Here is a 25,009-nt window from a genome sequence, read left to right as displayed (position 1 = left end):
CCATGCGCACGTTCGAGGACCTGGTCGCCGAAGCGGCGGCGGTGGACGTCTCCGGGTGGGACTTCGGCTGGCTCGACGGCCGGGCGACCGAGGAGCACCCGCCGTGGGGCTACCTCCGGCTGCTGTCCCAGCGGCTCCCCCGCGCCACGGCCGCGCTGGACGTCGACACCGGCGGCGGCGAGGTGCTGTCGGAGGTGCCGTCGTTCCCCGCGCGCATGTGCGTGACCGAGGGGTGGGCGCCCAACGCCGAGCGCGCCAAGGCCCTGCTGGGGCCGCGTGGGGTGGAGGTCGTCCGGACGCCGCCCGACTCGGGGCTGCCGTTCCCGGACGGGTCGTTCGACCTGGTGGTCAGCCGCCACCCGGTGCGCCCGGACTGGCCGGAGATCGCCCGCGTCCTGGCGCCCGGCGGCCACTACTTCGCCCAGCACGTCGGCCCCGGCTCGGCGCTGGAGCTGACGGAGTACTTCCTGGGCGAGCGGTCGGGCCCGGACGGCCGCGACCCGCACACCGAGGCGGCGCAGGCCGAAGCGGCGGGCTTGCGCGTGGAGGACCTGCGCGTCGCCCGGTGCCGCATGGAGTTCTTCGACATCGGCGCGGTGGTCTACATCCTGCGCAAGTGCGTGTGGTGGGTCCCGGACTTCAGCGTGGACCGCTACACCGACGCGTTGCGCCGCATGGACGCCCAGATCCGCGCGGACGGCAGCTTCGTCGCCCACTCGACCCGCCACCTGTTCGACCTGCGCCGAGCCTGAGCGGTCCGCGAAGACCGGTCAGTGACCACCCCTTGGCCCTCCGCAGGGCGGCGGAATGGTGAGATGGTCGTGCCGACGACGCGAAGTGGACTGGATTTCGGTGCGGGGGACGCGGGGATGAGCGGTGTGAGCTTGCTGGAGCGGCTGTCGGACCGGGTGGCGGGGGCGCTGCTCGAACTCGGCGGGCCGGTGGGGTACGGGTCGGGCGAGATCGTGTTCAGCGAGGGCGGTGAGGACGGGCACGCCGTGCTGGTGCTGACCGGCGCGGTCAAGGTGCGGGCCACCGACGAGGCCGGGGACTCGGCGCTGCTGGCGGTGCTGTCGGCGGGCAACCTGGTCGGCGAGATGGCGGCGCTGGACGGGCAGCCCCGGTCGGCGACGGTGGTGGCGTGCGGCGCGGTGACCGGGCGGCTGATCCCGCAGCACCAGTTGCTGGACTTCGTCGACTTCCACCGCGAGGTGCTGGTGGAGCTGTTCCGGGTGCGCGCCGACCAGGTCCGCTGGGCCAACGAGCTGCGCCGCGCCATGCCCCACCACGCGGCCACCCGCATCGCGCGGGTGCTGGGCCACCTCGTGCGCCACCACGGTTCCCGCACGACCGCCGGGTGGACGCTGGACCTGCCGCTGACCAACGTGGAGCTGGCGTCCATCGCCGGCATGAAGTCCCGCACGGCGGAGAAGGCGTTCAGCCGCCTGCGCGACGCCGGCGTGGTGCTGACCAGCACGCGCCGGGCCGTCCTGGTCCCCGACCTGCCCCGCCTGGACCTGATCGCCGCCGGCCACGACCTGCCGTAGCGGTCCTCACGCCCGGCGGGCGCGGCGCTTGGCGACGTGCGGCAGCGCGAACATGTAGAGGCCGGTGAAGAACAGGACCGCGAGCGGCAACAGCGGCAGGTAGGACACCCACACCAGCGGTTCCGCCTGCGCCAGCGCCACGACGGTGGCCAGCACGGTGACCGTGAAAGCCATCGACACCCAGCGGTGGACGCGCCGTACCCACTTGTTCATGCTCTTGCTCCTTGCTCGGGCGGCTGACCTCCAGCCGGTGTGCGGACCACGCTAGGTCCGGCCGCCGAGCCGGCGCTTCTCGATTCGTGACCGGTTCCGCGCCGCTCAAGGCGATGCGATCGACGATGCGCGCGGTGTGCCACGACGGGCGGCGACAATACCGTTGCCGCAAGGCTTTCAGAGGTTTTCCAGCGGGTTCCCGACCGCGCGTTGACACCGCGGAGCCGCGTTCGTGACGATCGCCGGGTCAGTGATTCCCCTCCGTTTACCCTGCAATGGAGAGTGGCCTGTGCGTGTTCGGATTCTGGTCGCGGCCACCGCCGCGGCCCTCGGTCTGGTCAGCGGGACCGCGTCGACCGCCACCGCGGACGACGTGGCGCCCTACATCATCGGTGGTGGCACGGTGTCGTCCGCGCCCTGGGCGGCGGCGGTGTTCCAGAGCGGGCGGTTCGCCTGTTCCGGGACGATCATCTCGCCCGAGTGGGTGCTCACCGCCCGGCACTGCCTGTCGTCGAGCATGTCGGTGCGGGTGGGCAGCGTCTACAAGTCCTCCGGCGGCACCACGGCGGGTGTCGTCCGCCAGGTCGCCAGTTCGCGCTCGGACTTCGCGTTGCTGCGGCTGAGCCGCTCGGTCGCCACCACCTACGTGACCCTCGCGTCGGCTGACCCGGCGGTCGACTCGACCAACAGCATCTACGGGTGGGGTCGGACCAGCTACGACGGTTCGGCGTCCGAGCAGCTCAAGACGGCGAGCGTGCGGGTCACGTCCACGTCGTGCAGCGACTACATCGGCGGCCGGGCGATCTGCTCGGTCGGGATCGACGGCAACGCCTGGAAGGGCGACTCCGGCGGCCCGCAGATGGCCAACGGCGTCCAGGTCGGCGTGGCGTCCACGGCGGACGGGCGCAGCCGCCAGACCTACGGCAGCGTGGCGGCCAACCGGAGCTGGATCCGCACGGTCACCGGCGTCTGACCGAGGCCGGCCCGCCCTCCCGCGCGGGAGGGCGGGCCTACCCGCCGCCCGGGATCACCAGGCCGGACTCGTAGGCCAGCACGACCAGTTGCGCGCGGTCACGGGCGTGCAGCTTGGTCATGGCGCGGTTGACGTGGGTCTTGGCGGTCAGCGGCGTGATGACCATGTGGTCGGCGATCTCGTCGTTGGACAGGCCCCGGGCGACCAGGGCGACGGCCTCGCGCTCGCGGTTGGTGAGCTGGTCGAGCGCGGCGCCGCCGGTCGGGCGCGGCGGCTGGGTGACGTACCGGTCGATCAGCTTGCGGGTGATCGACGGGGCGAGCAGCGCGTCACCGCGGGCCGCGACCCGGACCGCGTGCAGGAAGTCCTCCGGTTCGACGTCCTTGACCAGGAACCCGGCGGCCCCGGCGCGCAGCGCGTTGAACACGTGCTCGTCCAGGCCGTAGTTGGTGAGGATGACGACGTGGGTGCCGGCCAGGTCCGGGTCGGCGGCGACGCGGCGGGTGGTCTCGACGCCGTCGAGGACGGGCATCTGGATGTCCACCAGCGCGATGTCCGGGCGCAGTGCGCGGACGCGGTCGAGGGCCTCGCGGCCGTTGGCGGCCTCGGCGACGACCTCGATGTCGTCCTCGGCGTCGAGCAGCGCGCGGAAGCCGCTGCGGATGAGCGGCTGGTCGTCCACGAGCAGGACCTTGATCACGGGGTGCGCTCCACGGGGAGTTCGGCGTGGACGGTGAAACCACCGCCGGCGCGGGGTTCGGCCCGCAGGCGCCCGCCGAGCGCGGTGACGCGTTCGCGCATGCCGAGCAGGCCGACGCCGGGGGTGGGGTCGGCGGGGGTGGCGGCGCCGTCGTCCTCGACGCGGATGTCGAGGGTGCCGTCGCGGAAGCCGATGCGGACCTCGGCGCTGGCGGCGGCGGCGTGGCGGGTGATGTTGGTCAGCGACTCCTGGACGATCCGGTAGGCGGTGCGCTCGACGGCCGCCGGGACGTCGAGCCGGGGGCCCTCGATGGTCAGGGTGAGGTCGAGGCCGGTGGAACGGACCTGGTCGACCAGCCCGGTGACGTGGTCGATGCCGCGCGGCGGTGACACGTCGTCGTCGCGCAGCGCGCCGAGGGTGGCGCGCAGTTCGCGGGTGGCTTCGCGGCCGGCGTCCCGGATCGCCAGCAGGGCCGGCGGCACCTCTTCCCCGCGTTTGCGGGCCAGGTGGACCGCCGCCTCGGCCTGGACCTTGATGACCGAGATCTGGTGGGTCAGCGAGTCGTGCAACTCGCGCGCGATGTGCAGGCGTTCCTCGTCGGCCCGGCGTCGGGCGGTCTCCTCGCGGGTCCGCTCGGCCTCGTCGGCGCGCCGCTCGGCCTGCCGCAACGCCTCCCCCGCGCCGGCGACCCCGACCAGCCACCCGATCTCCAGCACGCCCCGGGCGTGGGCGAAGGACTCGGCGGCGGCCCCGCCGGGTTCGGCGAGCATGTCCGCGAACGGCAGGGTGAGCAGCAGGGCGACCGACGCGCCGACCACGACCCACCGGCGCCCGGCGCGCATGGCGGTGTAGACGGCGACCAGGTACGCCACGGCCGGCAGGTCCAGCCCGGCGGCCTGCGCCCCGACCGCGCACACGCCGGTGACCGCCAGCACGGCGCGGGGCGCGAGCCGGCGGGCGATGAGCGCCAGCCCTCCGGCCGCGGGCAACAGGTACGCGGCCGGCGCGACCCCGGGCGCGGACCAGCCGGTGATCACCAGGACGGCGGCGACGCCGACGCCGATGCCCCAGTCCCAGACGCCCACCCGCCCCGTTCGCATGGCGGGAACCCTAACCACCCGGCCCCCGCGACGGAGTCCTCCCGGTGGAGCAGACCCGGCCTACCACGACCGCGGTAGGCGGTCCCGCGGAGCCGGGGCCGTTCGGGGGCCATCGCTTAGGCTGGTCGCATGATCTTCTACTCGGACGACGAGAGCCGCGCGCTGCGCACCGCCGTGTTCGGCGTGATGGTCCTGGTCTCCCACGCCGACCCGGGGCCCGTGATCCAGGAGCGCTACGCCGGGCTCAGAGCGCTGACCAACCTGTCCCCCGAGCTGCGGGTCGTCCTGCACGCCGCCCGGTTCGACCTCTCCTCGCTGTCCGACGCGGAGTTGGAGAGCCAGGTCCTGGAAGCGCTGCGGACGTCGGTGAAGGTGCTGGAGGCGAAGAACCCGGCCGAGGCCGCCGCGTTCCCGCGGGCCGTCGAGGCGATCTGCCACGAGGTCGCCGCCGCGGACGGCCAGGTCGTCGAGGTCGAGGAAGCGGTGATCGCCAAGGTGCGGGAGGCGCTCAAGGGCTGAGGAGCACACCGAAAAGAAAAGTTGTCCAGACAGGCCTTCTTGTCATAGGCTGGTCCCGACGACGACGCAAGGAGACAACGCCATGTCCTTCCAGGCCTACCTCGACGCCATCGAGAACAAGACCGGCAAGACCCCCGCCGAACTCCTCGCCGAGGCGGCCGACCGGGGCTTCGACGCCACCACGAAGACCGCCGTGGTCCTCGACTGGCTCAAGAACGACTACGACCTGGGCCGCGGCCACGGCATGGCGTTGTTCCACGTGCTGAAGAACGGCACCGAGATCAGCGCGAAGCACGTCGGCGCCACCGGCAGCCACCGCGACGAGTCCACGACCCTGCGCATCGACGGACTCGCGAACCGGTAGTTCAGCCGCTGCTGTACAGTTCGGCCCGTGCTGAAGTGTGAGACGCGGGAGGACGCGCTGGCCCGCCTCGGGAGGGCGCTCGCCGACCCGACCCGGTGCCGCATCCTCGTGGCGCTGCTGGACGGCGTGCACTACCCGGCGCGCCTGGCCGACCACCTCGGCCTGACCCGGTCGAACGTCTCCAACCACCTGTCGTGCCTGCGGGGCTGCGGGCTGGTGGTGGCCACCTACGAAGGCCGTCAGGTCCGCTACGCCCTGGCCGACGCGCACCTGGAGCGGGCGTTGGGCGAGCTGGTCAAAGTCGTGCTCGCGGTGGACACCGCCGAGCCGTGCGTGGACGAACCCGCATGAGCGCCTGCGGGGACGACTGCTGCGGCGCGACCCCGGACGTCGGCGTCGAGCGGCGAGCGGCGCTGACCCGGCGCGTGCGGTGGCTGGTGGCGGCGACCATCACCTACAACGTCGTCGAGGCCGTCGTCGCGATCACCGCCGGCGCGATCGCGTCCTCCACCGCCCTGATCGGGTTCGGCCTGGACTCGGTCATCGAGGTCGCCTCGGCCGTCGCGGTGGCGTGGCAGTTCTCCGGCGCGGACCCCGAGGCGCGCGAGCGGACGGCGTTGAAGGTGATCGCCGTGTCGTTCTTCGCGCTGGCCGCGTACGTCACGGTCGAGGCCGCGCGGTCGTTGCTGGGTGCGGAGCCCGCCGAGCACTCGACGGTGGGCATCGTCCTGGCGGCCGTGTCGCTGGTCGTGATGCCGGTGCTGTCGCTGGCGCAGCGCCGCGCCGGGCGGGAGCTGGGGTCGGCCAGCGCGGTGGCGGACTCCAAGCAGACCTTGTTGTGCACGTACCTGTCCGGGGTGCTGCTGGTTGGTCTGCTGCTGAACTCGTTGTTCGGCTGGTACTGGGCCGATCCGGTGGTGGCGCTGGTGATCGCCGGGGTGGCGGTGCGCGAGGGGCGCACGGCGTGGCGCGGTGAGCACTGCTGCTGATCGGACCGTGGTCCGACCTCGTCGGCCCGACCCCGGTCCGATGTGCCGGGGGCGGCGGTCCGACAGCCTTGTGGGCATGCGATTTCCGTACAAGAGCGTGGCGGTGGCGCTGTCGTTGAGCCTCACCGCCACCGCGCAGGCGGCCGAACCGGTCGGGTACCCGCGGGCCGAACTCCAGCGGGACGTGGACGCGTTGCAGCGGCGCGGGGTGGTCGGGGTGCAGGCGCGGGTGGTCACCGGGCGCGGCGCCGGGTGGGCGGTGACCAGCGGCGTGGCGGACGTCCGGACCGGGCGGCCGGTGCCCGCGCAGGGCCACTACCGCATCGCCAGCAACACCAAGAGCTTCGTCGCCGCCGTCGTGCTGCAACTGGTCGGCGAGGGCGCGCTGGGGCTGGACGACCCCGTCGAGCGGCACCTGCCGGGGCTGATCCGGGGCAACGGGCACGACGGCGCGGCGATCACCGTCCGCCACCTGCTCCAGCACACCAGCGGCCTGCCCGAGTACCACGCGGTGCTGCCCGGCGAGGGGCGCGCGGGTTTCGAGCGGCACCGGTTCGACCACTACGAACCCGGGCAACTGGTCGCGCTGGCCCTGTCCCGGCCGCCGGACTTCGCGCCGGGCACCGACTGGCGTTACAGCAACACCGGGTACGTCGTGGCGGGGATGGTGGTCGAGGCGGTCACCGGGAACAGCTGGCGGACCGAGGTCGAGCGGCGGATCATCCGGCCGTTGCGGCTGACCGACACCCGCGTGCCGGCCGACGACCACCGCCTCCCCCACCCGCACGCCCGCGCGTACCAGCAGTGGGAGTTCGGCGGCGAGCTGTCCGACACGACGGAGTTCAACCCGACCGTGAGCGACGCGGCCGGCGCGATCACCAGCACGACCCGGGACGTGAGCCGCTTCTTCCGGGCGTTGCTGGGCGGCGAACTGCTCAAGCCGGCGCAGCAGGCGGAACTGGTGCGGACCGTCCCGGCCGACGACGGCTTGGAGCACGGGTTGGGCCTGTACCGCAAACCCCTGTCGTGCGGCGGTTTCTACTACGACCACGGCGGCAACACGGCCGGCGTGATCAGCCGGGGCGGCGTGTCGCCGGACGGGCGACGCAGCATCGCCATGGCGTTCACCGGCGCGCACGGCGACAGCAGGGACGACATCGCCGAACTGGCGGCCACCTCGGACCGGATCGTGGACCGCACCTTCTGCGACCGCTGAGGTTCCGGGCGGGGTCGATCGCCACGCGGTGACGCGCCGAACCGGCGACCGCGCCGGCCCCGCCAAGGCACCCGGCTCTAGGCCCGCCGCACGGTGCTCAACACGGTCGCCTCCACGACGTCCGCCGCATCCTTGGGCTTGAGCCGGCCGGCGGCGATCTCGTCCGCCGCCAGGTGGATCACGCTGTAGAACACCGACACCAGCCACTTCTGCGGCAGGTCGGTGCGGAACGCGCCCTCCTCGCACCCCCGCGCGATCAGCTTCTCCACCCGTTGCAGCACGACCTTGTGGTAAGCGCGCACCTGCCGAGGGCTCAGCACCGCCGAAGCGGCCGTCATCAGGTTGCGGTACCCGGCCAGCACGCGCCACCCCGACCGAACCAAGCGGGACAACGCCTCAGCGGCCGGGCCCTCGTCCAGCGACTCCGCGTCCAGCACCTCCGCCGCGCCGGACACCGCGCGGTCCAGCGCGCGGGCCACCAGGTCCTCGCGGGACGGGAAGTGGGCGTACAGGGTGACCCGGCTGACGCCCGCCGCCTTCGCGATCGCCGTCATGCTCGCGTCGGGCTGCTCGCTGAAGCACCCCACGGCCGCGTCCACGATCGCCTCGATGTTGCGCTCCGCGTCGGCCCGCCGCCTGTCCCCGGTCATGCACGCATGCTCCCACGGCCGCCGGCCACTCTTTACAGCGCCGTCAAGACTCCGGGGTGAGGCGGAGCTGGTGGGCCAGCAGCGCGACCTGCACGCGGTTGTCCAGGCCCAGTTTCGACAGGGTCCGGCGGTCAGGGCGTCGATCATCAACTGGTCGTCGTTGAACGTGGTCAGCGCCAGCACGTGCGGCGGGTCGGGGTCCTTCTTCAGCTGGGCCGAGCGCTGACGCGGCTCCCACTGGCGCGCCTCCTCGGCGAAACCGGCGGCCAACTCCGCGAGGCGCGCAGCGAGCGGGACGCCCTCCGCCGGGGCCGCGCCGGACGGAGTTCCACACGCCGCGCCGGCCACGAGCGGTTCGTTCAAGACCCCGGCCGACCGGACCGCCGAAGCTGACCGGGTGACCGAGAACGCCTTCACCCCCGCCCTCGGGCGGCTCGCCCCGGCCCGCTTCTACGACCACGCCATCGCCCTGACCCGCGAACGCCTGTGGCGCGCCCTCACCGCCCTGCACGTCGCGCCCCGTCCCGACGAGCTGATCGTCGATGTCGGCTGCGGCACCGGTTCCCTGGCCCTGCGGCTGCACCGCCTCGAACCCCGCGCCCGGATCGTCGGCGTGGACCCGGACCCCGAGGTGCTCGCGTTGGCCCGGCGCAAGGCCCCGGGCGTGCGGTGGGAGGTCGGCCTGGGCGACCGGGTGGCCGAGATCGTCGGGGCGGGCGCGGCGGACACGGTCGTGTCCAGCCTCGTGCTCCACCAGTGCCCGCTGCCGGTGAAACGCGCCATCCTCACCGCCGTGGCCGACACCCTGCGCCCCGGCGGCAAGCTGGTCCTCACCGACTACGGCCGGCAGCGGACCCCGTTGATGCGCCTGGCGTTCCGGGTCGTCCAACTCGCCGACGGCAAGCAGGACACCCAGCCCAACGCCGACGGCGCGCTGCCCGGCCTGATCGCCGACGCCGGGTTCACCGACGTCCGCGAGGTCGAGGTGGTGCCGACCGCCACCGGCTCGATCTCGGTCTACCGCGCACGCCGAGCCTGACCGGGCAGCACCTCACCGGGCGGCACCTCACCGGGCTGCACCTCGCCGGACCTCACCGCGCCGCCCCCGGCCGCCGCACCTCACCGCGCAGCACCGGCAGCACGGCGGCGGGCGTCAGGCCCAGCATCTCCCGCATCCGCCGGGTCAGGTGCGCCTGGTCGGCGAACCCGGCCACGACCGCCGCCTCCGCCGGCGACCGCCCGCCCCGCAACGCCTCCGCGGCCCGCCGCAACCCCACCCACACCCGCCAGCGCGGCAACGGCATCCCCACCTGCGCCCGCGCCAACGCCCGCAGCCGTTGCGGCGACAGCCCGACCGAAGCGGCCACTTCGGACATCCCGACCGCGCGCTCCTTCACCACGTCCAACGCCGCCACCAGCCGCGGGTCGAGCCGTTCCGACGCACGCACGGGGATGTCCTCCTCCCGCAGCCCGCGCAACTCGGGCGCCACCGTGATCCCGGCCCCGCTCCGGCTGCGCAGCCGATCGGCGAACACGCAGTGCGGCTCGACGTAGAACGTGAGCAGGTCGGTGGTGGCGAGGATGCGGTGCTCCACCATCGGCGGCACGAGCAGCGCCGGTCCCCCGTGCACTGTCCCGCCGGCGTCCACCATGGACACCTGCGCGCCGATGGCGATCTGGAAGGCCGCGTGCCGGTGGTAGGTGGTGTCCGTCGTCGGCCCCCGGTACACCGCGTACCCGTCGCCGACGGCGAAGTAGGGCGTCGGCTCGTCCACCTCCGAGATCATGCCAGGCGCCGTGGAGCAGGATCACACTTTCGGGTGACACTGAAGTTATTGACAAGGACGAAACACGTGCTGGAGGTCCCCGGCTCCTCCCCCTTGAAAGAGCCGGGGACCGGTCAGGACGGCGGGTTCTCGTGCCGGGTGAGCAGGGCGCGCAGCGCGGCCATCTCCTCGGCCAGGGCGGTGCGCCCCGGGCCGGTGATGCTGACCCACGTCTTGGGCCGGCGGCCGTCGTAGCCCTTGTCCACCTCCACCAGCCCGGCCTCCTCCAGCACGCTGATGTGCCGCGAGAGGTTGCCCGCCGTGAGGTCCAGGGTGGAGCGCAGGTAGCCGAACTCGACCCGCTTGGCCTCCGCCGCGATGGTCAGGATGCCGAGCCGGTGCCGCTGGTGGACGACGTCGTCGAGCCCGCTGGTCGGGTGCGGTCCGGTCACCCGGCCGCCCGCCCGTTCGCCCACCGGTGACCGATCAGCGCCACCACTCCCCCGATGATCAGCACGGCGCCCGGCAGCACCACGTCCTTGCCGTTGAACAGCAGGTTCGTCTCCTCCGGCCCGATCTGCCAGCCCAAGCGGTAGAAGATCGTACCCATGTACGAGGCGTTGGCCAGCAGGGTGAACCCGGTGAAGGCCAGGACGACCAGCGCGCACCACACGCTGCGCTCGACCAGCGCCAGGGTCAGCAGGCCGATCGCCAGCAGCATCAACCCGCCGACCTTGTGCATGACGGCCGCCGCCAGGACCGACACGACCACCACCGTCGCGGCCACGCCCAACCCGATCAGCACCCGCCGCCGACGGCTGGTCGCGCCCCCCGATCGCGACAGCCGCATGGCCACCAGCACCGCCCCCAGCGAGACCGCGACCAGCACGACGCTCGCGATGCGCTGGGTCCACCCGCCGAGCCACAGCAGCCGCCCGCCGACGGCGCTGATCAGCGGCACCAGCAGCAACACCCCCAGCCCGCACACCGTGACCTGCGCGTAGATGCGGGTGGAGGTCTCGACCCCGACCCGCGACGCCCGCCACCGGTACCACCACACCGTGGCGAGGAACCCGAGCACCAGCACGCCCAGCCAGTACAGGCCCAGCGCGAGCGGGTGGGCGACGGGTCCGAGGTACCCGGTGTTGAACACCCCGAGCGGGTCGATCCGCCCGAACCCGGGGACCTCGAACGCGGTGCTGGGCGACTGGTCGACGCACGAGCGCACCCGCCCGTCCGGCCCGTGCTCGCAGCGCCTGGTCGGCGAGTTGCGCCAGTCGAAGGGGCGCAGCAACGGCATGGACCCGAGCGTGAGCACGCCGAACAGCAGCAACGGGAACCAGTACCCGTGCCGCACCCGCCGCGTCCGGCGCCGCAGGTCGCTCATCTCGTCGATCAGACCGGCGGTGGCCGAGTCGCCCATCGCTCCCCCTGGGGTTCTGTCTCACAATCAGGTTTGCACTGCAAACCTGGTGCCGTCAAGTCCCCGCCGCCGCGCATTGGGCGCAGTTCGGGATCGGCCATCCCGACCAGGGACCGAAGCGTCCACAACGGACAGTCCGGGTGGCCGTATTGACTCTTCCCACAACCCTTTGACACCTTGGCCCGATGGCCGTGGACATGTCGTTCCTGCTAGCCGACGACGACTTCTACGCGCCGTGGGACCTCGGCGACCACGGGGTCCCGTTCGAGGCCGGGCCGGTGCCGTCCGGATGGCGGCGGGCGGCTGCCGGCGCTTGGGTGCACTGGGGTGCGCCCGGCGGGCCGTTGCCCGACCAGGGGTGGAAGGTGCACGTGTCCGCCTCGCTCGACAACGCACCACACGTGCTGGCCGTGGTCACCGGTGTCTGCGTGGAGCTGGAGGTGTCGTTCAAGCACCTCGCCGGGCGGCGGACGTTCCTGCTCGCGCACGACAAGCACGCGCATCGGGTGCAGAGCGGCAAGTTCTGCACCCTCTACCCGTGCGACCAGGAACACGCGTTACGGGTGTTGCGGCGGTTGGAGAGCGCGCTCGCCGGTGTCGAGGGGCCGTACGTCCTCACCGATCGGCGGTTCGGCGACAGCACGTGCGTCTCCTACCGGTACGGCGCGTTCCGCGGGCGCAGCGTGGTCGACGCCGAAGGCCACCACGTCGACCGGATGACCGCGCCCGACGGCACCGAGGTGGACGACCCGCGCCGGCCCGAGTTCCGGTTGCCGCCCGGCGTCGTGGACCCGTTCCGCACGGCCGAGAAGCCGGTCGGCAACGGGCCGGTGGCCCTGAACGGCTACACGTTCGAGGCCGTGTTGCAGCACAGCAACGCCGGCGGCGCGTACCGGTTCGGCAAGGACGGCGAGCCGGTGTTCGTCAAGGAAGCCCGCGCGCACAACGGGTACACCGCCGACGAGTCCGCCGCCAAGACCCGGCTCACCGCCGAGTACCTGGCGCTGCGCGCGATCCACGACCGCGCCCCCGGCCTGTGCCCGCGCCCGGTCGAGCTGTTCCACCACTGGGAGCACACCTACCTGGTCACCGAACTGGTCCCCGGCATGTCCCTCTACCGGTGGATGGTCACCAACAACCCGGCCGTGCGCACCAACGCCGACCCGGCGGACTTCGCCGACTACCACCGCCGCTGCCAGGCCCTGGTGGACGACCTGCGCGCGCAGCTGGACCGCCTGCACGACCTCGGCTGGGTCTACGTCGACCTGAGCCCGACCAACGTCCTGGTGGCCGACGACGACCGCGTCCGACTGGTCGACTTCGAGGCCGCGCAACGGATCGCCGACGTCCGCCGCGTCATGGGCACCCCCGGCTACCTGCACCCCGACCCGCGGACCACCGCCCGCACCGACCCCCTCGAACTCGACCGGTACGGGCTGTCGGCGCTGGCGCTGCTCCTGCTCTTCCCGTTGCACGAAACGGTCGAACGCAACCCCGAAGCGCTCGACCACCTGCACGCCGACCTCAGCGAGCAGGCACCGGTCCCCCGACGCCTGTGGCGGCTGGCCACCCGCGACCACGAACCCCGCACCGAAGAACCCGACCGCGTCCGCGCCGACACCCTCAACGCGTTGCGGGACCTCGCCGAGCGCACCGCCGACCACCTGGAAACGCTGGCCCAGCCGGACCACCCCGACCGCGTCTACCCGACCATCCCGCTGGGCTACGAGACGAACACCCGTGCCCTCGCCGCCGGCACCGCGGGCGTCCTACACGCCTTGCACCGCTTCGGACGCCCCTGCGACCCGGCCACCGTCAGGAGGCTGCGCGACGACTCCCTCGCCCGGGTCGAGGACACCGCGCCCGGCTTCCTGGTCGGCACCGCGGGCATCGCCGGCGTCCTGGCCGAACTGGGCGAGGTCGACGCCGCCGAGACGCTGCTCACCGCCGCCGCACGCCACCCGCTCAACACCACGTCCGCGACGCTGAACGGTGGCGCGGCGGGCACGGCGCTCGCCCTGCTCGCCCACCACCGCCGCACCGGCGACCCGCGCCGGCTGGACCAGGCCGAACGCCTGCTCGACGCCGTCCCCGACGACCTCACCGGCCACCTCAGCCGCACCAACCGGTCCGGGCTGGTCGGCGGGCGGACCGGCGTGGCCCTGGCGCTGCTGCACCTGCACCGGACGACCGGCGACCGGCGTCCGTTCGACCGCGGGATGCGGTTGCTCGGCGAGGAACTGGCCTACGCGCAACCGCTGCCCGTCGACGGCCTGGGGTTCAAGATCGGCCTCAAGGACCGCCGCGTCTTCCCGTACCTGTTCGCGGGCAGCGCCGGCTACGCCGCCGTCCTGTCCCGCTTCCTCGCGCGCCACCCGGACGCCGAGTTCCCCGTGCCCACCGACCACAGCCCCGCCGAGGCGTTGGAACGCTCGTTGAAGGCTTGCACGGTCCGGTTCGCCGTGTTCCCCGGGCTGTTCACCGGCTTGGCGGGCCTGGCCGCCGTGCTGGCCGACACGGGACGTCGGCTGCGGCGACCGGACCTGGTGGAAGCGGCCGTCGTCGGCGCCCGCGGCCTGTTCCGGTCGGCGGTCCCGCGGCCCGGGGGCGTGGGGTGGCTCGGCGAGCCCGGCCAACGCCTGTCCGCGGACCTGTGGTCGGGTTCGGCCGGCGTGCTGCTCGCCCTGCGGACCGTGCTCGACAGCGCACCACCCGGAGTAGAGAGGAGTGATCGGCATGGAAGAAGTCCTGCGACTGCAGGCTGAGGACGTCGACGAGGAGGAGCTGGCCTGCACGCACGTGCTCACCACGAGCAGCCGGGGCAGCATCTGCGCCTGACGCACGAGGAAGCCCCGGCCGTCCCCGGCCGGGGCATGTCCTTCACCTGTTTCCTCCCCTTCAGGTGTCGGTTGGAACTGGACGTGATCGACGGTAAGCGCCCGGTGACGATCCGCTGCCGGTCGTTCGACCCACACCGGTTCCTTCGATCCCGGTGAATCCTTTCGGGCTCGGCGCGCCTCTCATGGGCACCGGATAGCTTGTCGGGGGTTTCCATGCTCGGGAGGACTCGTGGGTAAGGCGTTCGTGTGGCCGACCGAGGCGCTGGTGGTTGCCGCGCGCGACGGGGACGAGGCGTCGATCGCCGCTCTGGTCTCCGGCGCGCACCCGCACGTGCGGCGATTCGCGTTCACGTTGTGCGCGAGCGACCAGGACGCCGAGGACGCCGCCCAGGAGGCGATGATCGTCCTGTTCCGCCGGATCGGGACGCTGCGGGCGGCCACCGCGCTGGCGTCGTGGATGTTCCGGATCGTGCGCAACGAGTGCCTGCGGCGGACCAGGGCGACCCTGGCCGGGCTGGGCGCGGCGGCTCCCGTGGACACCACCGCGTCCGCCGAGGACGACGTGCTGGAGCGCTTGGAGCGGGAACGGGTGGCCGCGGCCATCGCCGCGCTGCCCGACGACCAGCGCCGCGTCCTGGTCATGCGGGACGTGCAGGGCCTGTCGGGCGGCGAGGTGGCACGCGCGCTCGGCCTGAGCGTCGCCGCCATGAAGTCCCGCCTGCACCGGGCACGCGCGGCCGTGCGCGCCCGGCTCGACGGGTCCGACGCCTGACCCTGCGTCACCCGTCCGTGGCCGCAGTTTTGCGCACAGCGCGTCACGGAACTGCCGGACACTCGACACCGTGCGTGATTCCCAGGGCGGGCAGTGGGCGTGGGCGTCCCACGGCGGCAGCGTCTACCAGGCCCATCGCGACGTGCACGTCAACCACCTGCCGCTGCCGGCCCCGCCCGGCACCGACCCGGCGTCCCTGGCCGCCCGGCGCCGCCAGGCCGACGCGATGGCCGACTCCGCCCGCGTCGAGGAGGCGCGGGCGGCGTACGCCGACATGCTCGACGCCCACCGCCAGGTGCTCGGCCCGGACCACGACGACACGCTGGACGTGCTCGGCAGCCTCGCCTGGTGCAACGAGGTCCTCAACGCCCACGTGCACGCCCTGGACCAGTACGTCGAACTCCACCGGCGGTGCACGATCCGGTGGGGGCCGCGGCACAAGCAGACCCTCTGGGCGCAGCAGGGGCTGATGAACACCGTCGGGGTCACCCGCGGCCCCGCCGAGGCCTGTCAGCTCGGGGCCGACCTGCTCGACGGTTGCCGCTCCACGCACGGCGTGGCCGCCACGCCCACCCTGGACGCGATGCGCGGCTACGCCTGGTGGCTGTGGTCGGCGGGCCGGGCCACCGAGGCCCGGGACCTGTACGCCGACCTCTACCACGCCCTGCCGACCCACCACCCGGCCCGCACGGCGGCCGAGGCCGAGTACCACCGGTGGCGGGCGGTGGTGTCGTACCCGCGCCGGATGAACCGCCTGCCCGACCGGGTCCGCCGGTACAGCCGCTCCGCGCAGCAGGCCTACCGCGACGGGTACACCTGAGCCAGCCGGCGCACCACCGACTCGACGTAGGCGTGGTAGCGGTCCACCAGCTCACCCACCGGGTGCATCAGGCTGGCCACGTTCGCGCCGATCGTCGCGGAGATGATCTCGTCCGCCAGCACCTCCACCTCCGCCCGCGACGCCGCGGTCCAGGCGGCCGTGATGCGGGCGACCAGCTCCGCCCGCCACGTCGTCAGCAGGTCGCGGTAGCGGCGGGCGAGGTCGGGGTTGGCGACCGAGTGCTCCCACAGCACCAGCAGCACGCGCGCCGAGGTGATGCGGTGGGCGTCCAGCGGCATGACGGCCTCGATGAACCCGCGCAGCGCGTCGAGGGGGCTGGCCGGGACGTCCATCGTGGACAGCTGCTCGGCGGTCTCCTGGAGCACGCTGTCGAACGTCGCCGCGATGATCTCGTCCTTGCCCGCGAAGTAGTGCTTGAGCGCACCGTTGGCGAAGCCCGCCGCCGTCACGATGCTGCGCATGGTGGCCGCCTCGAAACCGCCCTCCGCGATCAGCCGCTTGGCCACCTCGATGATCTCGCGGCGGCGCTGGTCGTGGTCGATGACCTTCGGCATGGTCAGGCCGTGTCGCGCAGGGCGAGCCACGCGGCGCGCCGCTCGGCCTGGCGGACGGGGTCGGCGACCGGGGCGGCCAGCAGCAGCCGCCGGGTGTAGGGGTGCTCGGGCTCGCGGGTGACCGTGCGGGCGTCGCCGGACTCCACGATCTCGCCCTGGTACATCACCGACACCCGGTGGCACACCCGCCGCACCACCCCCAGGTCGTGCGACACGAACAGGTACGACACCCCGGTCTCCCGCTGGAGGTCCAGGAACAGGTCCAGCACGGTGGCCTGCGTGGTGAGGTCCAGGGCGCTGACCGGCTCGTCGCACACGATCAGCCGGGGCCGGCGGACCAGCGCCCGCGCGATGGCGATCCGCTGCCGCTGCCCGCCGGAGAACTCGCTGGGGTAGCGGTGCACCGAGTCCGCGGGCAGCCGCACGTGGTCGAGCATCTCGGCCACCACCGCGCGGGCCTCGCGCGCACCGGCCGCCACCAGCGGTTCCGCCAGCACCTCGCCCACGGTCATCGTCGGGTCGAGCGAGCCGTAGGGGTCCTGGAAGACCACCTGGATGTCGTTGGCCAGCCGACGACGGGCCGCGCCCCGCGCGTGGGTGATGTCCACCCCGTCGAACGTGATCCGCCCCGAGGTGACGGCCGCGAGCCCCAGCACGGCCTTGCCCAGCGTCGACTTGCCCGACCCGCTCTCCCCCACCAGCCCGACGCACTCCCCCGCGCCCACGGACAGCGACACGCCCTTCAACGCGCGCAGGTTGAGCTTGCGGTGCAGGCGGTAGTCGACCACCAGGTCCTCGACGTCCAGCAGTGCGGCGGTCATCGCGCCTCGTCCTCCCCACCCACGCGGGCCAACTCGTCCAGCTCGTGCCGCCCCTCGGTGTCGTCCAGGGACGCGCTGATCAACTCCGCCGTGTACGGGTCGGCGGGCCGGCGGAAGATCTGCTCCACCGGACCGGTCTCCACGATCCGGCCGTCCTTCATCACCACGACCCGGTCGCAGATGTCCGCCACGACGCCGAAGTTGTGCGTGACGATCACCAGGGCCATGCCGTACTCCTCCTGCAACTCGCGCAGCAGCTCCAGCACCTCCGCCTGCACGGTGACGTCCAACGCGGTCGTCGGCTCGTCGGCGACCAGCAGCGCCGGCCGGCCCGCCACCGCACCCGCGATCAGCACGCGTTGCGCCATGCCGCCGGAGATCTGGTGCGGGTACGAGCGCAGCACCCGGTCGGGGTCGGTGATGCCCACCCGCACCAGCACCTCCCGCGCCCGCGCCCGCGCGTCGGCCTTGGACAGGCCGTGGACGTGCCGCAACGGCTCCACCAGCTGGTGCTCGATCGTGTAGCACGGGTCGAGGTTGCTCATCGGCTCCTGCGGCACGTACCCGATGGACCGGCCCAGCGCGCCGCGGTCCACCTCCTCGCCGGAGAGCAGGATGCGGTCGGCGACCGCCGTCCCGCCCGCCGGCAGCAGGTCCAGCACGGCGAAGACGGTCTGCGACTTGCCCGAGCCCGACTCCCCGACGATGCCGAGCACCTCGCCGGGCGCGGCGTCCAGCGACACCCCGCGCACGACCTCCTTCACCCCCGACTGCGTCGCGTACCCGACCCGCAGGTTCTCCACGCGCAGCACGCAGCCGGCCGGGTCGTGCTCGTGCCCGCCGCTCGCGGGCCGCGTGGACGCGGCCAGCTCCCGCCGCACCACGCCGCGCGAGCGCCGGGACGGCTGGTCGGAGCGCACGCTGACCAGGTCGGCCAGCGTCGAGCCGATGAACGCGAGCGCGGCGATCGTGACGCCCAGCGCGATCGACGGCCACAGCAGGATCAACGGCTGGGTCAGCATGGTCTGGAAGCCGTCGTTCATCATCTGGCCCCAGCTCGGCGTGGACGCCGACCCGATGCCGAGGAACTGCAACCCCGCCTGCATGCCGACCGCGATGCCCGCAGTCAACGCGGTCTGCACGACGATCGGCGCGTACACCGCGCGCAGCATGTGGGTGCGCAGGATGCGGGCGTTGGTCACGCCGGCCACACGGGCGGCGTCGATGTACGGCTCGCGCCGCACGGCCAGCGCCCGCGCCCGCGTGATCCGGTAGTAGCCGGGGGCGAGGAACACGCCCAGCGCCACCATCAGCACGGTGAAGTCCTGCCCGGTGCCCGCGGCGACCACCAGCAGCACGATCATGCCCGGCACGGACTGCAACGCGTCGCTGATCCACGAGCACACCCGGTCGGTGACCCCGCCGAAGTACCCGGCCGCCACGCCCGTCGGCACGCCCAGCAGCAGCCCCGCCGCGCACGTGATCACCGCGCCGTACAGCGTGGTGCGCGCCCCGTGCAGCAGCCGGGACAGGATGTCGCGGCCCGCCGAGTCGCCGCCGAGCGGGTGCTCGCCGCCCGGCGCGGCCCGGGTGATCCGGAAGTCGACCAGGTTCGGGTCGAACGGCGCGAGCCACGGCGCGAGCACCGCGATCACCACCACGACCGCGAACACGGCCAGGGCGGCCACGCCCAGCGGGCGGCGCAGGTACCGCCGCCACAGCGAGATCCGCTTCGCGGACGCCAACGGGATCGGTGCCACGGGGGCCGGTACTGCGGTCATCGGTCGCGCACCTTCGGGTTGACCCACCCGAGCACGAGGTCGAGCAGGAAGTTGACGATCACGACGAACACCACCGTGACGGCGGTCAGGCCCAGCAGCACCGGGATGTCCCCGATCTGCGACGCGGACTGGGTCAGGCTGCCGATGCCGGGCAGGTTGAACACGATCTCCACCACGATCGCCCCGCCCAGCAGCCCCACGAACAGCAGCGCCAGCACGGTGAGGGCGGCGGGCGAGGCGTTGCGCAGCACGTGCGCGGTGACCCGGCGGTCGGACAGGCCGCGCGCCCGCAGCGTGCGGACGAAGTCCTGGCCGGCGACCTGGAGGAAGCCGTTGCGCAACTGCTCGGCCACCATGACGATCGCGCCCAGCGCCAGCGACACCGACGGCAGCGTGATCGACCGCAGCCAGCCGCCGACCGACTCCTCCGGCGAGACGTACCCGATGGCCGGGAACCACCGCAGGTCGATTGCGAACCAGGTCACCAGCACGAGGCTGACCCAGAACCCGGGCAGCGCGAACAGCACCACGGACGCGAGCTTGAGCCCCCGGTCCAGCAGGCCGCCGGGCCGCAGCCCGCACACGATCCCCACGGCCACGCCGACCACCGCCGCGAGCACGGTCGCGACCGCCACGACCGACAGCGTCACGGGGACGCGCAGCGCCAGCTGGTCGTTGACCGGCTGGAAGTTGCGCCACGACGTGCCGAAGTCACCGGTGGCGGCGTGGGAGAACCAGTTCCAGAACTGGACCAGCAGGGGCTGGTCGTAGCCGATCCGGGCGCGCAGCGCGGCCTGCTGCGCGGGGGTGGCGCTGTTGCCGAGCAGGCCGGGGGTCGGGTCGCCCACGGCCAGGTGCGCCAGGAAGAACGTGCCGCTGGTGACGACCACGAGCAGCAGCAGCCCGGACATCAGGCGTTTCGCGATGAAAGACAGCATCGTCGGCTCCTCGCCGGCGGGTCCGCCGTGGACGGACCCGCCGGTCGCACGGGCGCGTCAGCCGCGCTGGATGAACCGCAGCGTCGGGAACATCATGCCGGTGACCGGCGTGACGGTGATCCCCTTGACGCTGAAGTAGGTGTTGTCGGCCTGGTACCAGACGCTCCACCAGGCCTCGTCGACCAGTTCGGCGTTGAGCTTCTTGAGCAGCTCGGTCTGCGCCGCGCCCGGCTCCGCCTTCTCGACCTGCTCGACCAGCGCCTTGACCTCGGGGTAGGCGTCGACCGAAGGGTTGGGGTTGTACCACTGGGCGGTGGTCACCTGGTCGGTCAGGGTGGCCATGTCGTTGCCCGCCAACGCGATCACCGCGAGGAACATCGGGTAGGTGGGCGCGTTCTTCTGGTAGTCGGGCATGGCCATGTCCTGCCACTCGACCTTGATGCCCAGCTCGCCGAAGGTCTGGTTGGCGGCGGGCTGCCAGGCGGCGAAGATCGGCGACATCGGCATCTTGACGGTGAAGCCGTCCGGGTAGCCCGCTTCGGCGAGCAGCGCCTTGGCCTTGGCCATGTCGGTCTTGTACTTGTCGTTCATCGACTTGTCGTAGACCTGGGCGTCGACGGAGAAGACCTGGTTGGTGACCGTGCCGGAGCCGTTGCCGACCGCGTTGAGGATGCCCGCGGCGTCGAAGGCGTGGCTGATGGCCTGGCGGACCCGCTTGTCCCCCAACGCCTTGACCTGGGCGCCGGTGCGGTCGGCGTACTGGACGCCGACCCAGCTCGCGGCGCGGCTGGCGATGTTCCAGCCGTTCTCCTTGGCCTTGGGCAGGTTGGCCGCGTTGGCGAACTGGACGTTGAGCTGGCCGGAGAGCATGGCGTTGAAGCTCGCGGTCTGGTCGGTGATCGGGAACAGGCGCACGGTCGGGAACGGGTAGGTGCCGGTGTCCCAGTGCTCCTGCTTCTTGGTGAAGACGTACTGGGACTGCGGGGTCGAGCCGGCCTTGTCGTAGGTGTACGGGCCGGACCCGACGGGCCCGTTGGCGAGGGCGCCGGACTGGATCGCGGCGGGCGAGGCCATCCAGCTGCGGCCCAGGCCCATCTGGTAGAGCAGGGCGTCGTCGCGCTTGGACAGCTTGATCTCGATGGTGTCGGCGTCCTTGGCGGAGGCGGACGCGACGTTGAGGTAGGCCTGGCCGGAGCGGACGCCGGACTTGAGGTGCTGGATGTTGGCCACGGCCGCGGCGGCGTCGAACTTCTGGCCGTCCTCGAACGAGACCCCTTGGCGCAGGTCGGCGGTGAGGGTGAGCCGGTCGGCCGACCACTCCCAGGAGGTGGCCAGCGCGGGGATCGGCTTGCCGTCCTTGTCGAGCGCGACCAGCGGGTCGTAGACGGCCGACAGGTAGGGTCCGTCGAAGCCGATGTCGGCGCTCGCGGGGTCCCACGACGTGATGTCGAGGAACACGCCGGCCTTCAACTCGCCGGTGTCGGTGGTGGCGACCGTGCCGCCACCACCGGCCCCGGTGCATCCGGCGAGCGCGGTGGCCGCCGCGGCAGCCGCCGCGACCAGTGCCGATGTCCGTCTCCTGGTCATCGAGTCCTTCTCTCGGGGGGTGCTGGGACTGCTGGGGAGTCACGCGCCGCTGCCGGCCGGCCACACCTGGAGCGTGTCGGTGAAGTGAGACCTGGCTCACTGCGATGGCGGTTAGTCTACGGTCGTCGGCAAAAAATGCAACGCCCGAGCAACCTGCTGTTCGCCCTGGGACAACCCGGGTGGCGAAGTTCTACAAATGTAGGAAATCGTATTCGATCCGGCCGCCGGCGAGCGGCGCCGGTGGGTGCGGCAGGCAGGGGCGGCGAGCAGGCAGGCGGCAGGTGGCGGGCGCACCGCAGCTAGCGGGGGCGGGCACGCGCAGACAGGGCAGGCAAGGCGGCGGGCGAGCGGCAAACAGGGCAGGCAGGGCAGCGGGCGGGCGACAGGCAGGGGCGACAGGCAGGGGCGACAGGCAGGGGCGCGCGCTACGCACTCGCAGCCCGCGCCCCCTCCCGGTCACACAGCGTCGGCGACCAGCACCCGCGGGCTACCGGGCAGCGCCAGCACGTCACGCACCCGCCACCCGGCCGCCTCCAACCACCCGCGCACCTGCGCCTCCGGGTACACCACGGTCCCGTCGATGACGAAGTACTCCCCCGCGTGCAACGCGTCGATCCGCCGCTGCCGCGCGTCGTCGTCCAGGAAGAAGTCCAGCAACAGCAACGTGCCCCCGTCCGCCGCCGCCGCCCGGGCGTTCCTCAGGATGACCTCGTTCTGCTCGGCCGTGAACCGGTGCACCACGTGGTTGACCATCACCAGGTCGTGGTCGCCACCGGGCGCGGCGCTCTCCGTCTCCGCGGGCTCGATCGACGCCCGGTCGGTCAGCCCGGCCGCCGCCAGGGCGTCCTCGATCCCCTGCGTCGCCATCGGCGCGAACACGAACCGGGCCGTCAGCGACGGGTTCGCGCGCAGCGCCCCCACCGCGAACTCGGGTGACAACCCGCCCAGGTCCAGCATCGACCGGTACGGCGTGAAGTCGAAGTCGCGCGCCAGCATCGCCGCGTGCAGCGCGTTGTACCGCATGACACCGGCCATGAACGTCGCCCACCGGCCCTCGTCCATCTTCAGGTCGCCGGGCGTGGTCGTGTCCACCGTCGTGTCGAACTGCAACCAGTGGCCGTAGCTGATCTCGTTCAGGAACGTCAGGAACGGCCCCAGGTCGTTCTCGCCGGCCAGGTACTCGGCGGCGTCGGGGGCCAGGGAGTACCGGCCCTCCGCCCTGTCCAGCAGGCCCTCGGCGTTCATCGCGTCGGCCAGGACGCGGACCAGCTGCTCGCTCACGCCCGTCTCGGCGGCGATCTCGGCCACCGTGCGCGGACCACCGGCCAGCGCCCGGAACAGGCCCACGCGGGACGCGGCGAACAGTTGCTTCGCGCCCATGTAACCGATGGCGAGGTCGACGATGCGGTCCGGTGCGGGTCCGGTCATTGCGGCTCCTCCAAGGCAACCCGGGGTTCAAGTGGGTCGAGAGTCTACGCATGTTGACTAAAAACGCCAGACCCCTTGCGGCGGCGTGAATTTTTTTTCTACGCTCGTAGCCTCAACGCCCCGAGGTGACGGAGGAAACCCCTGATGGCCCGGACCGTGCTGGTCACCGGCGGAGCGGGCGGCATCGGCCGCGCCATCGCCACCGCGTTCACCGCCGCGGGTGACACCGTGGTGCTCACCGACCTCGCCGGCGCGCAGGAGGCCGCCGCCGGGCTCGGCGTCCGCGCCGTCACCGCGGACATCACCGACGAGGACTCGGTCGTGCGCGCCCTGGACGAGGTCGGCCCGGTCGACGTGCTGGTCAACAACGCCGGCCTGCTCAGCGTCCACGGCCGCCTGCTCGACCTGCCCGGCGCCGACCTGCACGCGATCCTGCGCACCAACGTCCTGGGCACCTTCCTGATGACCCAGCACGTCGCCCACCGCATGGTCCAGCGCGGCACCCGCGGCGCGATCGTCAACCTGTCCTCCATCGGCGGCCGGCAGCCGACCCCCGGCATGGGCGGCTACGAGAGCAGCAAGGCCGCCGTGGACGCGCTCACCCGCTGGGCCGCGGTCGAACTGGCCGAGCACGGCATCCGCGTCAACGCCGTCGCGCCCGGCCCCGTGCTGACCCCGATGCTGGCCGCCGGCCTGCCCGAGGGCTCCCCCGCCCGCAAGGCCTGGCTGGACCGCATCCCGTTGCGCCAGTTGGCTTCCGTCGAAGCCGTCGCCGCCGCCGTGGTGTTCCTCGCGGGCGCGGAGCACGTCACCGGCACGAGCCTGCCCGTCGACGGCGGCCAACTCCTGACCTGAGCCCCCCGAGCCCACCCACGCGACAAGGAACCCGATGCCCTCCTCCACCCGGGCGGCGGTGCTGACCGAGCACGGCGCGCCGCTGCACCTCACCGAACTCCCCCTGCCCGCCGACCTCGAACCCGGCGCGGCGCTGGTGCGGGTCTCCTGCGCCACCCTGTGCGGCACGGACGTCGAGATCTGGTCCGGCCGCATGAGCTTCCCCGGCATGCTGCCGATGGTGCTGGGCCACGAGATGGTCGGCGAGGTCGTCGCCGTCGGCGCGGACACCCGGGACGCCCTGGGCCGCGACATCCCCCTCGGCGCGCGCATCGGCTGGTCGGAGTCCACCTGCGGCGAGTGCCACGGCTGCGTCGTCCTGCGCCAGCCGGTGGCCTGCGCCAAGCGCGGTTACGGCTTCCTCCAGCGCTCCGACGTCCACCCGTACGCCACCGCCGGGCTGTGCGAGTACGCCTACGTCGTGCCGCGCGCGGCCAAGCTGCTGCTGCCCGACAAGGTCCCGGACACGTGGGCCGCGATGGCCGGGTGCGCGGCCAAGACCGTGTTGCGCGCGTTCGACGGCATCGGCGGGGTGCGGACCGGGTCCACCGTCGTCGTCCAGGGCTCCGGCGCGCTCGGCCTGTTCGCCTCCGCCGTGGCCCGCATCTCCGGCGCGGGCAGGGTGATCACCGTCGGCGCGCCGCCCTCCCGCCTCGACCTGGCCCGCGAGTTCGGCGCGGACGCCACCGTGGACATCGCCGAGGGCACCACCGTCGAACAGGTCCTCGACCTCACCGGCGGGCGCGGCGCGGACCTCGTCATGGACTTCGCCGGCGCGCCGTCGGTGGGCGCGGAGGCCGTGGCGATGGCCGCCCAGGGCGGTCGGATCGTGATCGTCGGCACCACCGGCCCCGGCAGCGACCCGCTCCCGCTCGGCGCGGTCATGGGCAAGGAGCTGACCGTGCGCGGCTCGCTGAACGGCGACATCGCCGACTACCACCACGCCATCGAATTCTTCCAGGCCTTCGCCGACCGCATGCCGTGGGACCGCCTGTTCGGCGCCCCGGTGGGCCTGTCGGCCGCCCACGACCGGATCGAGGCCATGCACCGGCTGGACGAGGTCAAGGCCGTCATCGACCCCCGACTCCCCTGA

Annotated in this window: 28 protein-coding genes; 15 read left to right on the top strand and 13 right to left on the bottom strand. The window is 72.8% G+C overall.

Annotation, left to right across the window (positions count from 1 at the left end):
- Positions 1-2 precede the first annotated feature (2 nt).
- Together ABD126_RS28500 and ABD126_RS28495 are read left to right on the top strand one after the other, a co-directional pair.
- Positions 3-752: a class I SAM-dependent methyltransferase gene (locus ABD126_RS28500; protein ID WP_343937050.1), complete on the top strand. Its 750-nt coding sequence runs from the start codon at positions 3-5 to the stop codon at positions 750-752.
- A 117-nt stretch (positions 753-869) separates the two neighbouring features.
- The gene (locus tag ABD126_RS28495; RefSeq protein WP_343937049.1) at positions 870-1,547 is read left to right on the top strand and encodes a Crp/Fnr family transcriptional regulator; all 678 of its coding nucleotides are present in this window, start codon (positions 870-872) and stop codon (positions 1,545-1,547) included.
- Between the two features lie 6 nt (positions 1,548-1,553).
- Here the strand turns inward: ABD126_RS28495 and ABD126_RS28490 are convergent, their stop codons facing one another.
- Positions 1,554-1,760, bottom strand: coding sequence for a hypothetical protein (locus ABD126_RS28490; protein ID WP_343937048.1), 207 nt, complete (start codon positions 1,758-1,760; stop codon positions 1,554-1,556).
- A gap of 289 nt (positions 1,761-2,049) precedes the next feature.
- On the opposite strand from ABD126_RS28490, the gene ABD126_RS28485 reads away from it, so the two are divergent.
- Positions 2,050-2,733 carry a S1 family peptidase gene (locus ABD126_RS28485; RefSeq protein ID WP_343937047.1) on the top strand — a complete coding sequence of 228 codons (684 nt, stop codon included), beginning with the start codon at positions 2,050-2,052 and terminating at the stop codon, positions 2,731-2,733.
- A 37-nt stretch (positions 2,734-2,770) separates the two neighbouring features.
- Here ABD126_RS28485 and ABD126_RS28480 read toward each other — a convergent pair whose 3' ends face one another.
- Positions 2,771-3,433, bottom strand: coding sequence for a response regulator (locus tag ABD126_RS28480; RefSeq protein WP_343937046.1), 663 nt, complete (start codon positions 3,431-3,433; stop codon positions 2,771-2,773).
- On the bottom strand, positions 3,430-4,533 hold the full coding sequence (locus ABD126_RS28475; protein ID WP_343937045.1) for a sensor histidine kinase: 1,104 nt from the start codon (positions 4,531-4,533) through the stop codon (positions 3,430-3,432). The genes ABD126_RS28480 and ABD126_RS28475 overlap by 4 nt, the downstream gene beginning before the upstream one ends.
- Before the next feature lie 129 nt (positions 4,534-4,662).
- On the opposite strand from ABD126_RS28475, the gene ABD126_RS28470 reads away from it, so the two are divergent.
- The 5 genes from ABD126_RS28470 to ABD126_RS28450 all read left to right on the top strand — a co-directional run bounded on the left by ABD126_RS28470 (position 4,663) and on the right by ABD126_RS28450 (position 7,621).
- Positions 4,663-5,052 carry a hypothetical protein gene (locus ABD126_RS28470; protein WP_343937044.1) on the top strand — a complete coding sequence of 130 codons (390 nt, stop codon included), beginning with the start codon at positions 4,663-4,665 and terminating at the stop codon, positions 5,050-5,052.
- Positions 5,053-5,134: 82 nt separating this feature from the next.
- Positions 5,135-5,416: a DUF4287 domain-containing protein gene (locus ABD126_RS28465; RefSeq protein WP_343937043.1), complete on the top strand. Its 282-nt coding sequence runs from the start codon at positions 5,135-5,137 to the stop codon at positions 5,414-5,416.
- 27 nt (positions 5,417-5,443) lie between these two features.
- Positions 5,444-5,767, top strand: coding sequence for a Cd(II)/Pb(II)-sensing metalloregulatory transcriptional regulator CmtR (gene cmtR / locus ABD126_RS28460; protein ID WP_343937042.1), 324 nt, complete (start codon positions 5,444-5,446; stop codon positions 5,765-5,767).
- Positions 5,764-6,405 (top strand): cation efflux transmembrane domain-containing protein, encoded by a 642-nt coding sequence (locus ABD126_RS28455; protein ID WP_343937041.1) that lies wholly within the window; start codon positions 5,764-5,766, stop codon positions 6,403-6,405. The genes cmtR and ABD126_RS28455 overlap by 4 nt, the downstream gene beginning before the upstream one ends.
- A 76-nt stretch (positions 6,406-6,481) precedes the next feature.
- Entirely contained in the window at positions 6,482-7,621 is a 1,140-nt protein-coding gene (locus tag ABD126_RS28450; protein WP_343937040.1) for a serine hydrolase domain-containing protein, read from the top strand.
- Positions 7,622-7,698: 77 nt separating this feature from the next.
- On the opposite strand, the gene ABD126_RS28445 is transcribed toward ABD126_RS28450, so the two are convergent.
- Positions 7,699-8,271, bottom strand: coding sequence for a TetR/AcrR family transcriptional regulator (locus tag ABD126_RS28445; RefSeq protein ID WP_343937039.1), 573 nt, complete (start codon positions 8,269-8,271; stop codon positions 7,699-7,701).
- Between the two features lie 70 nt (positions 8,272-8,341).
- On the opposite strand from ABD126_RS28445, the gene ABD126_RS28440 reads away from it, so the two are divergent.
- Both ABD126_RS28440 and ABD126_RS28435 read left to right on the top strand, forming a co-directional pair.
- The gene (locus ABD126_RS28440) at positions 8,342-8,497 is read left to right on the top strand and encodes a hypothetical protein (RefSeq protein WP_343937038.1); all 156 of its coding nucleotides are present in this window, start codon (positions 8,342-8,344) and stop codon (positions 8,495-8,497) included.
- Positions 8,498-8,668: 171 nt separating this feature from the next.
- Entirely contained in the window at positions 8,669-9,310 is a 642-nt protein-coding gene (locus tag ABD126_RS28435; RefSeq protein ID WP_343937037.1) for a class I SAM-dependent methyltransferase, read from the top strand.
- Between the two features lie 52 nt (positions 9,311-9,362).
- On the opposite strand, the gene ABD126_RS28430 is transcribed toward ABD126_RS28435, so the two are convergent.
- The 3 genes from ABD126_RS28430 to ABD126_RS28420 all read right to left on the bottom strand — a co-directional run bounded on the left by ABD126_RS28430 (position 9,363) and on the right by ABD126_RS28420 (position 11,460).
- Positions 9,363-10,058: a helix-turn-helix domain-containing protein gene (locus ABD126_RS28430; protein WP_343937036.1), complete on the bottom strand. Its 696-nt coding sequence runs from the start codon at positions 10,056-10,058 to the stop codon at positions 9,363-9,365.
- A gap of 113 nt (positions 10,059-10,171) precedes the next feature.
- Entirely contained in the window at positions 10,172-10,489 is a 318-nt protein-coding gene (locus tag ABD126_RS28425; protein WP_343937035.1) for a winged helix-turn-helix domain-containing protein, read from the bottom strand.
- Positions 10,486-11,460 carry a hypothetical protein gene (locus tag ABD126_RS28420; protein WP_343937034.1) on the bottom strand — a complete coding sequence of 325 codons (975 nt, stop codon included), beginning with the start codon at positions 11,458-11,460 and terminating at the stop codon, positions 10,486-10,488. The genes ABD126_RS28425 and ABD126_RS28420 overlap by 4 nt, the downstream gene beginning before the upstream one ends.
- A 185-nt stretch (positions 11,461-11,645) precedes the next feature.
- Here ABD126_RS28420 and lanKC point away from each other — a divergent pair, with 185 nt between their 5' ends.
- The 3 genes from lanKC (at position 11,646) to ABD126_RS28405 (ending at position 15,892) form a co-directional block, all read left to right on the top strand.
- Positions 11,646-14,225 carry a class III lanthionine synthetase LanKC gene (gene lanKC / locus ABD126_RS28415; RefSeq protein ID WP_343937033.1) on the top strand — a complete coding sequence of 860 codons (2,580 nt, stop codon included), beginning with the start codon at positions 11,646-11,648 and terminating at the stop codon, positions 14,223-14,225.
- 304 nt (positions 14,226-14,529) lie between these two features.
- Positions 14,530-15,072, top strand: coding sequence for an RNA polymerase sigma factor (locus tag ABD126_RS28410; protein ID WP_343937032.1), 543 nt, complete (start codon positions 14,530-14,532; stop codon positions 15,070-15,072).
- A gap of 70 nt (positions 15,073-15,142) precedes the next feature.
- Positions 15,143-15,892: a tetratricopeptide repeat protein gene (locus ABD126_RS28405; RefSeq protein WP_343937031.1), complete on the top strand. Its 750-nt coding sequence runs from the start codon at positions 15,143-15,145 to the stop codon at positions 15,890-15,892.
- Here the strand turns inward: ABD126_RS28405 and ABD126_RS28400 are convergent.
- From ABD126_RS28400 to ABD126_RS28375, 6 genes are all read right to left on the bottom strand, one after another.
- A complete protein-coding gene (locus ABD126_RS28400; RefSeq protein ID WP_343937030.1) occupies positions 15,871-16,467 on the bottom strand; it encodes a TetR/AcrR family transcriptional regulator in 597 nt (198 codons plus the stop codon). The two genes, ABD126_RS28405 and ABD126_RS28400, sit on opposite strands and share 22 nt — an antisense overlap.
- A 2-nt stretch (positions 16,468-16,469) precedes the next feature.
- Positions 16,470-17,288 (bottom strand): ATP-binding cassette domain-containing protein, encoded by an 819-nt coding sequence (locus tag ABD126_RS28395; protein ID WP_343937029.1) that lies wholly within the window; start codon positions 17,286-17,288, stop codon positions 16,470-16,472.
- Positions 17,285-19,069 carry a dipeptide/oligopeptide/nickel ABC transporter permease/ATP-binding protein gene (locus tag ABD126_RS28390; RefSeq protein WP_343937028.1) on the bottom strand — a complete coding sequence of 595 codons (1,785 nt, stop codon included), beginning with the start codon at positions 19,067-19,069 and terminating at the stop codon, positions 17,285-17,287. Before ABD126_RS28390 ends, ABD126_RS28395 begins: the two co-directional genes overlap by 4 nt.
- Positions 19,066-20,007 carry an ABC transporter permease gene (locus ABD126_RS28385; RefSeq protein ID WP_343937027.1) on the bottom strand — a complete coding sequence of 314 codons (942 nt, stop codon included), beginning with the start codon at positions 20,005-20,007 and terminating at the stop codon, positions 19,066-19,068. The genes ABD126_RS28390 and ABD126_RS28385 overlap by 4 nt, the downstream gene beginning before the upstream one ends.
- Before the next feature lie 57 nt (positions 20,008-20,064).
- Positions 20,065-21,594 carry an ABC transporter substrate-binding protein gene (locus ABD126_RS28380; protein WP_343937026.1) on the bottom strand — a complete coding sequence of 510 codons (1,530 nt, stop codon included), beginning with the start codon at positions 21,592-21,594 and terminating at the stop codon, positions 20,065-20,067.
- Positions 21,595-22,050: 456 nt separating this feature from the next.
- A complete protein-coding gene (locus tag ABD126_RS28375; RefSeq protein WP_343937025.1) occupies positions 22,051-23,022 on the bottom strand; it encodes a methyltransferase family protein in 972 nt (323 codons plus the stop codon).
- Positions 23,023-23,166: 144 nt separating this feature from the next.
- Between ABD126_RS28375 and ABD126_RS28370 the strand changes: the two genes are divergently transcribed.
- Both ABD126_RS28370 and ABD126_RS28365 read left to right on the top strand, forming a co-directional pair.
- Positions 23,167-23,877 carry an SDR family NAD(P)-dependent oxidoreductase gene (locus ABD126_RS28370; RefSeq protein WP_343937024.1) on the top strand — a complete coding sequence of 237 codons (711 nt, stop codon included), beginning with the start codon at positions 23,167-23,169 and terminating at the stop codon, positions 23,875-23,877.
- 34 nt (positions 23,878-23,911) lie between these two features.
- Positions 23,912-25,009: a zinc-binding dehydrogenase gene (locus ABD126_RS28365; protein WP_343937023.1), complete on the top strand. Its 1,098-nt coding sequence runs from the start codon at positions 23,912-23,914 to the stop codon at positions 25,007-25,009.

Source organism: Saccharothrix mutabilis subsp. mutabilis (genome assembly GCF_039521145.1).
GTDB classification, from domain to species: domain Bacteria; phylum Actinomycetota; class Actinomycetes; order Mycobacteriales; family Pseudonocardiaceae; genus Actinosynnema; species Actinosynnema mutabilis.
Note: the sequence above shows the minus strand (reverse complement) of the source record. Positions and strands in the feature narration are given on the sequence as shown.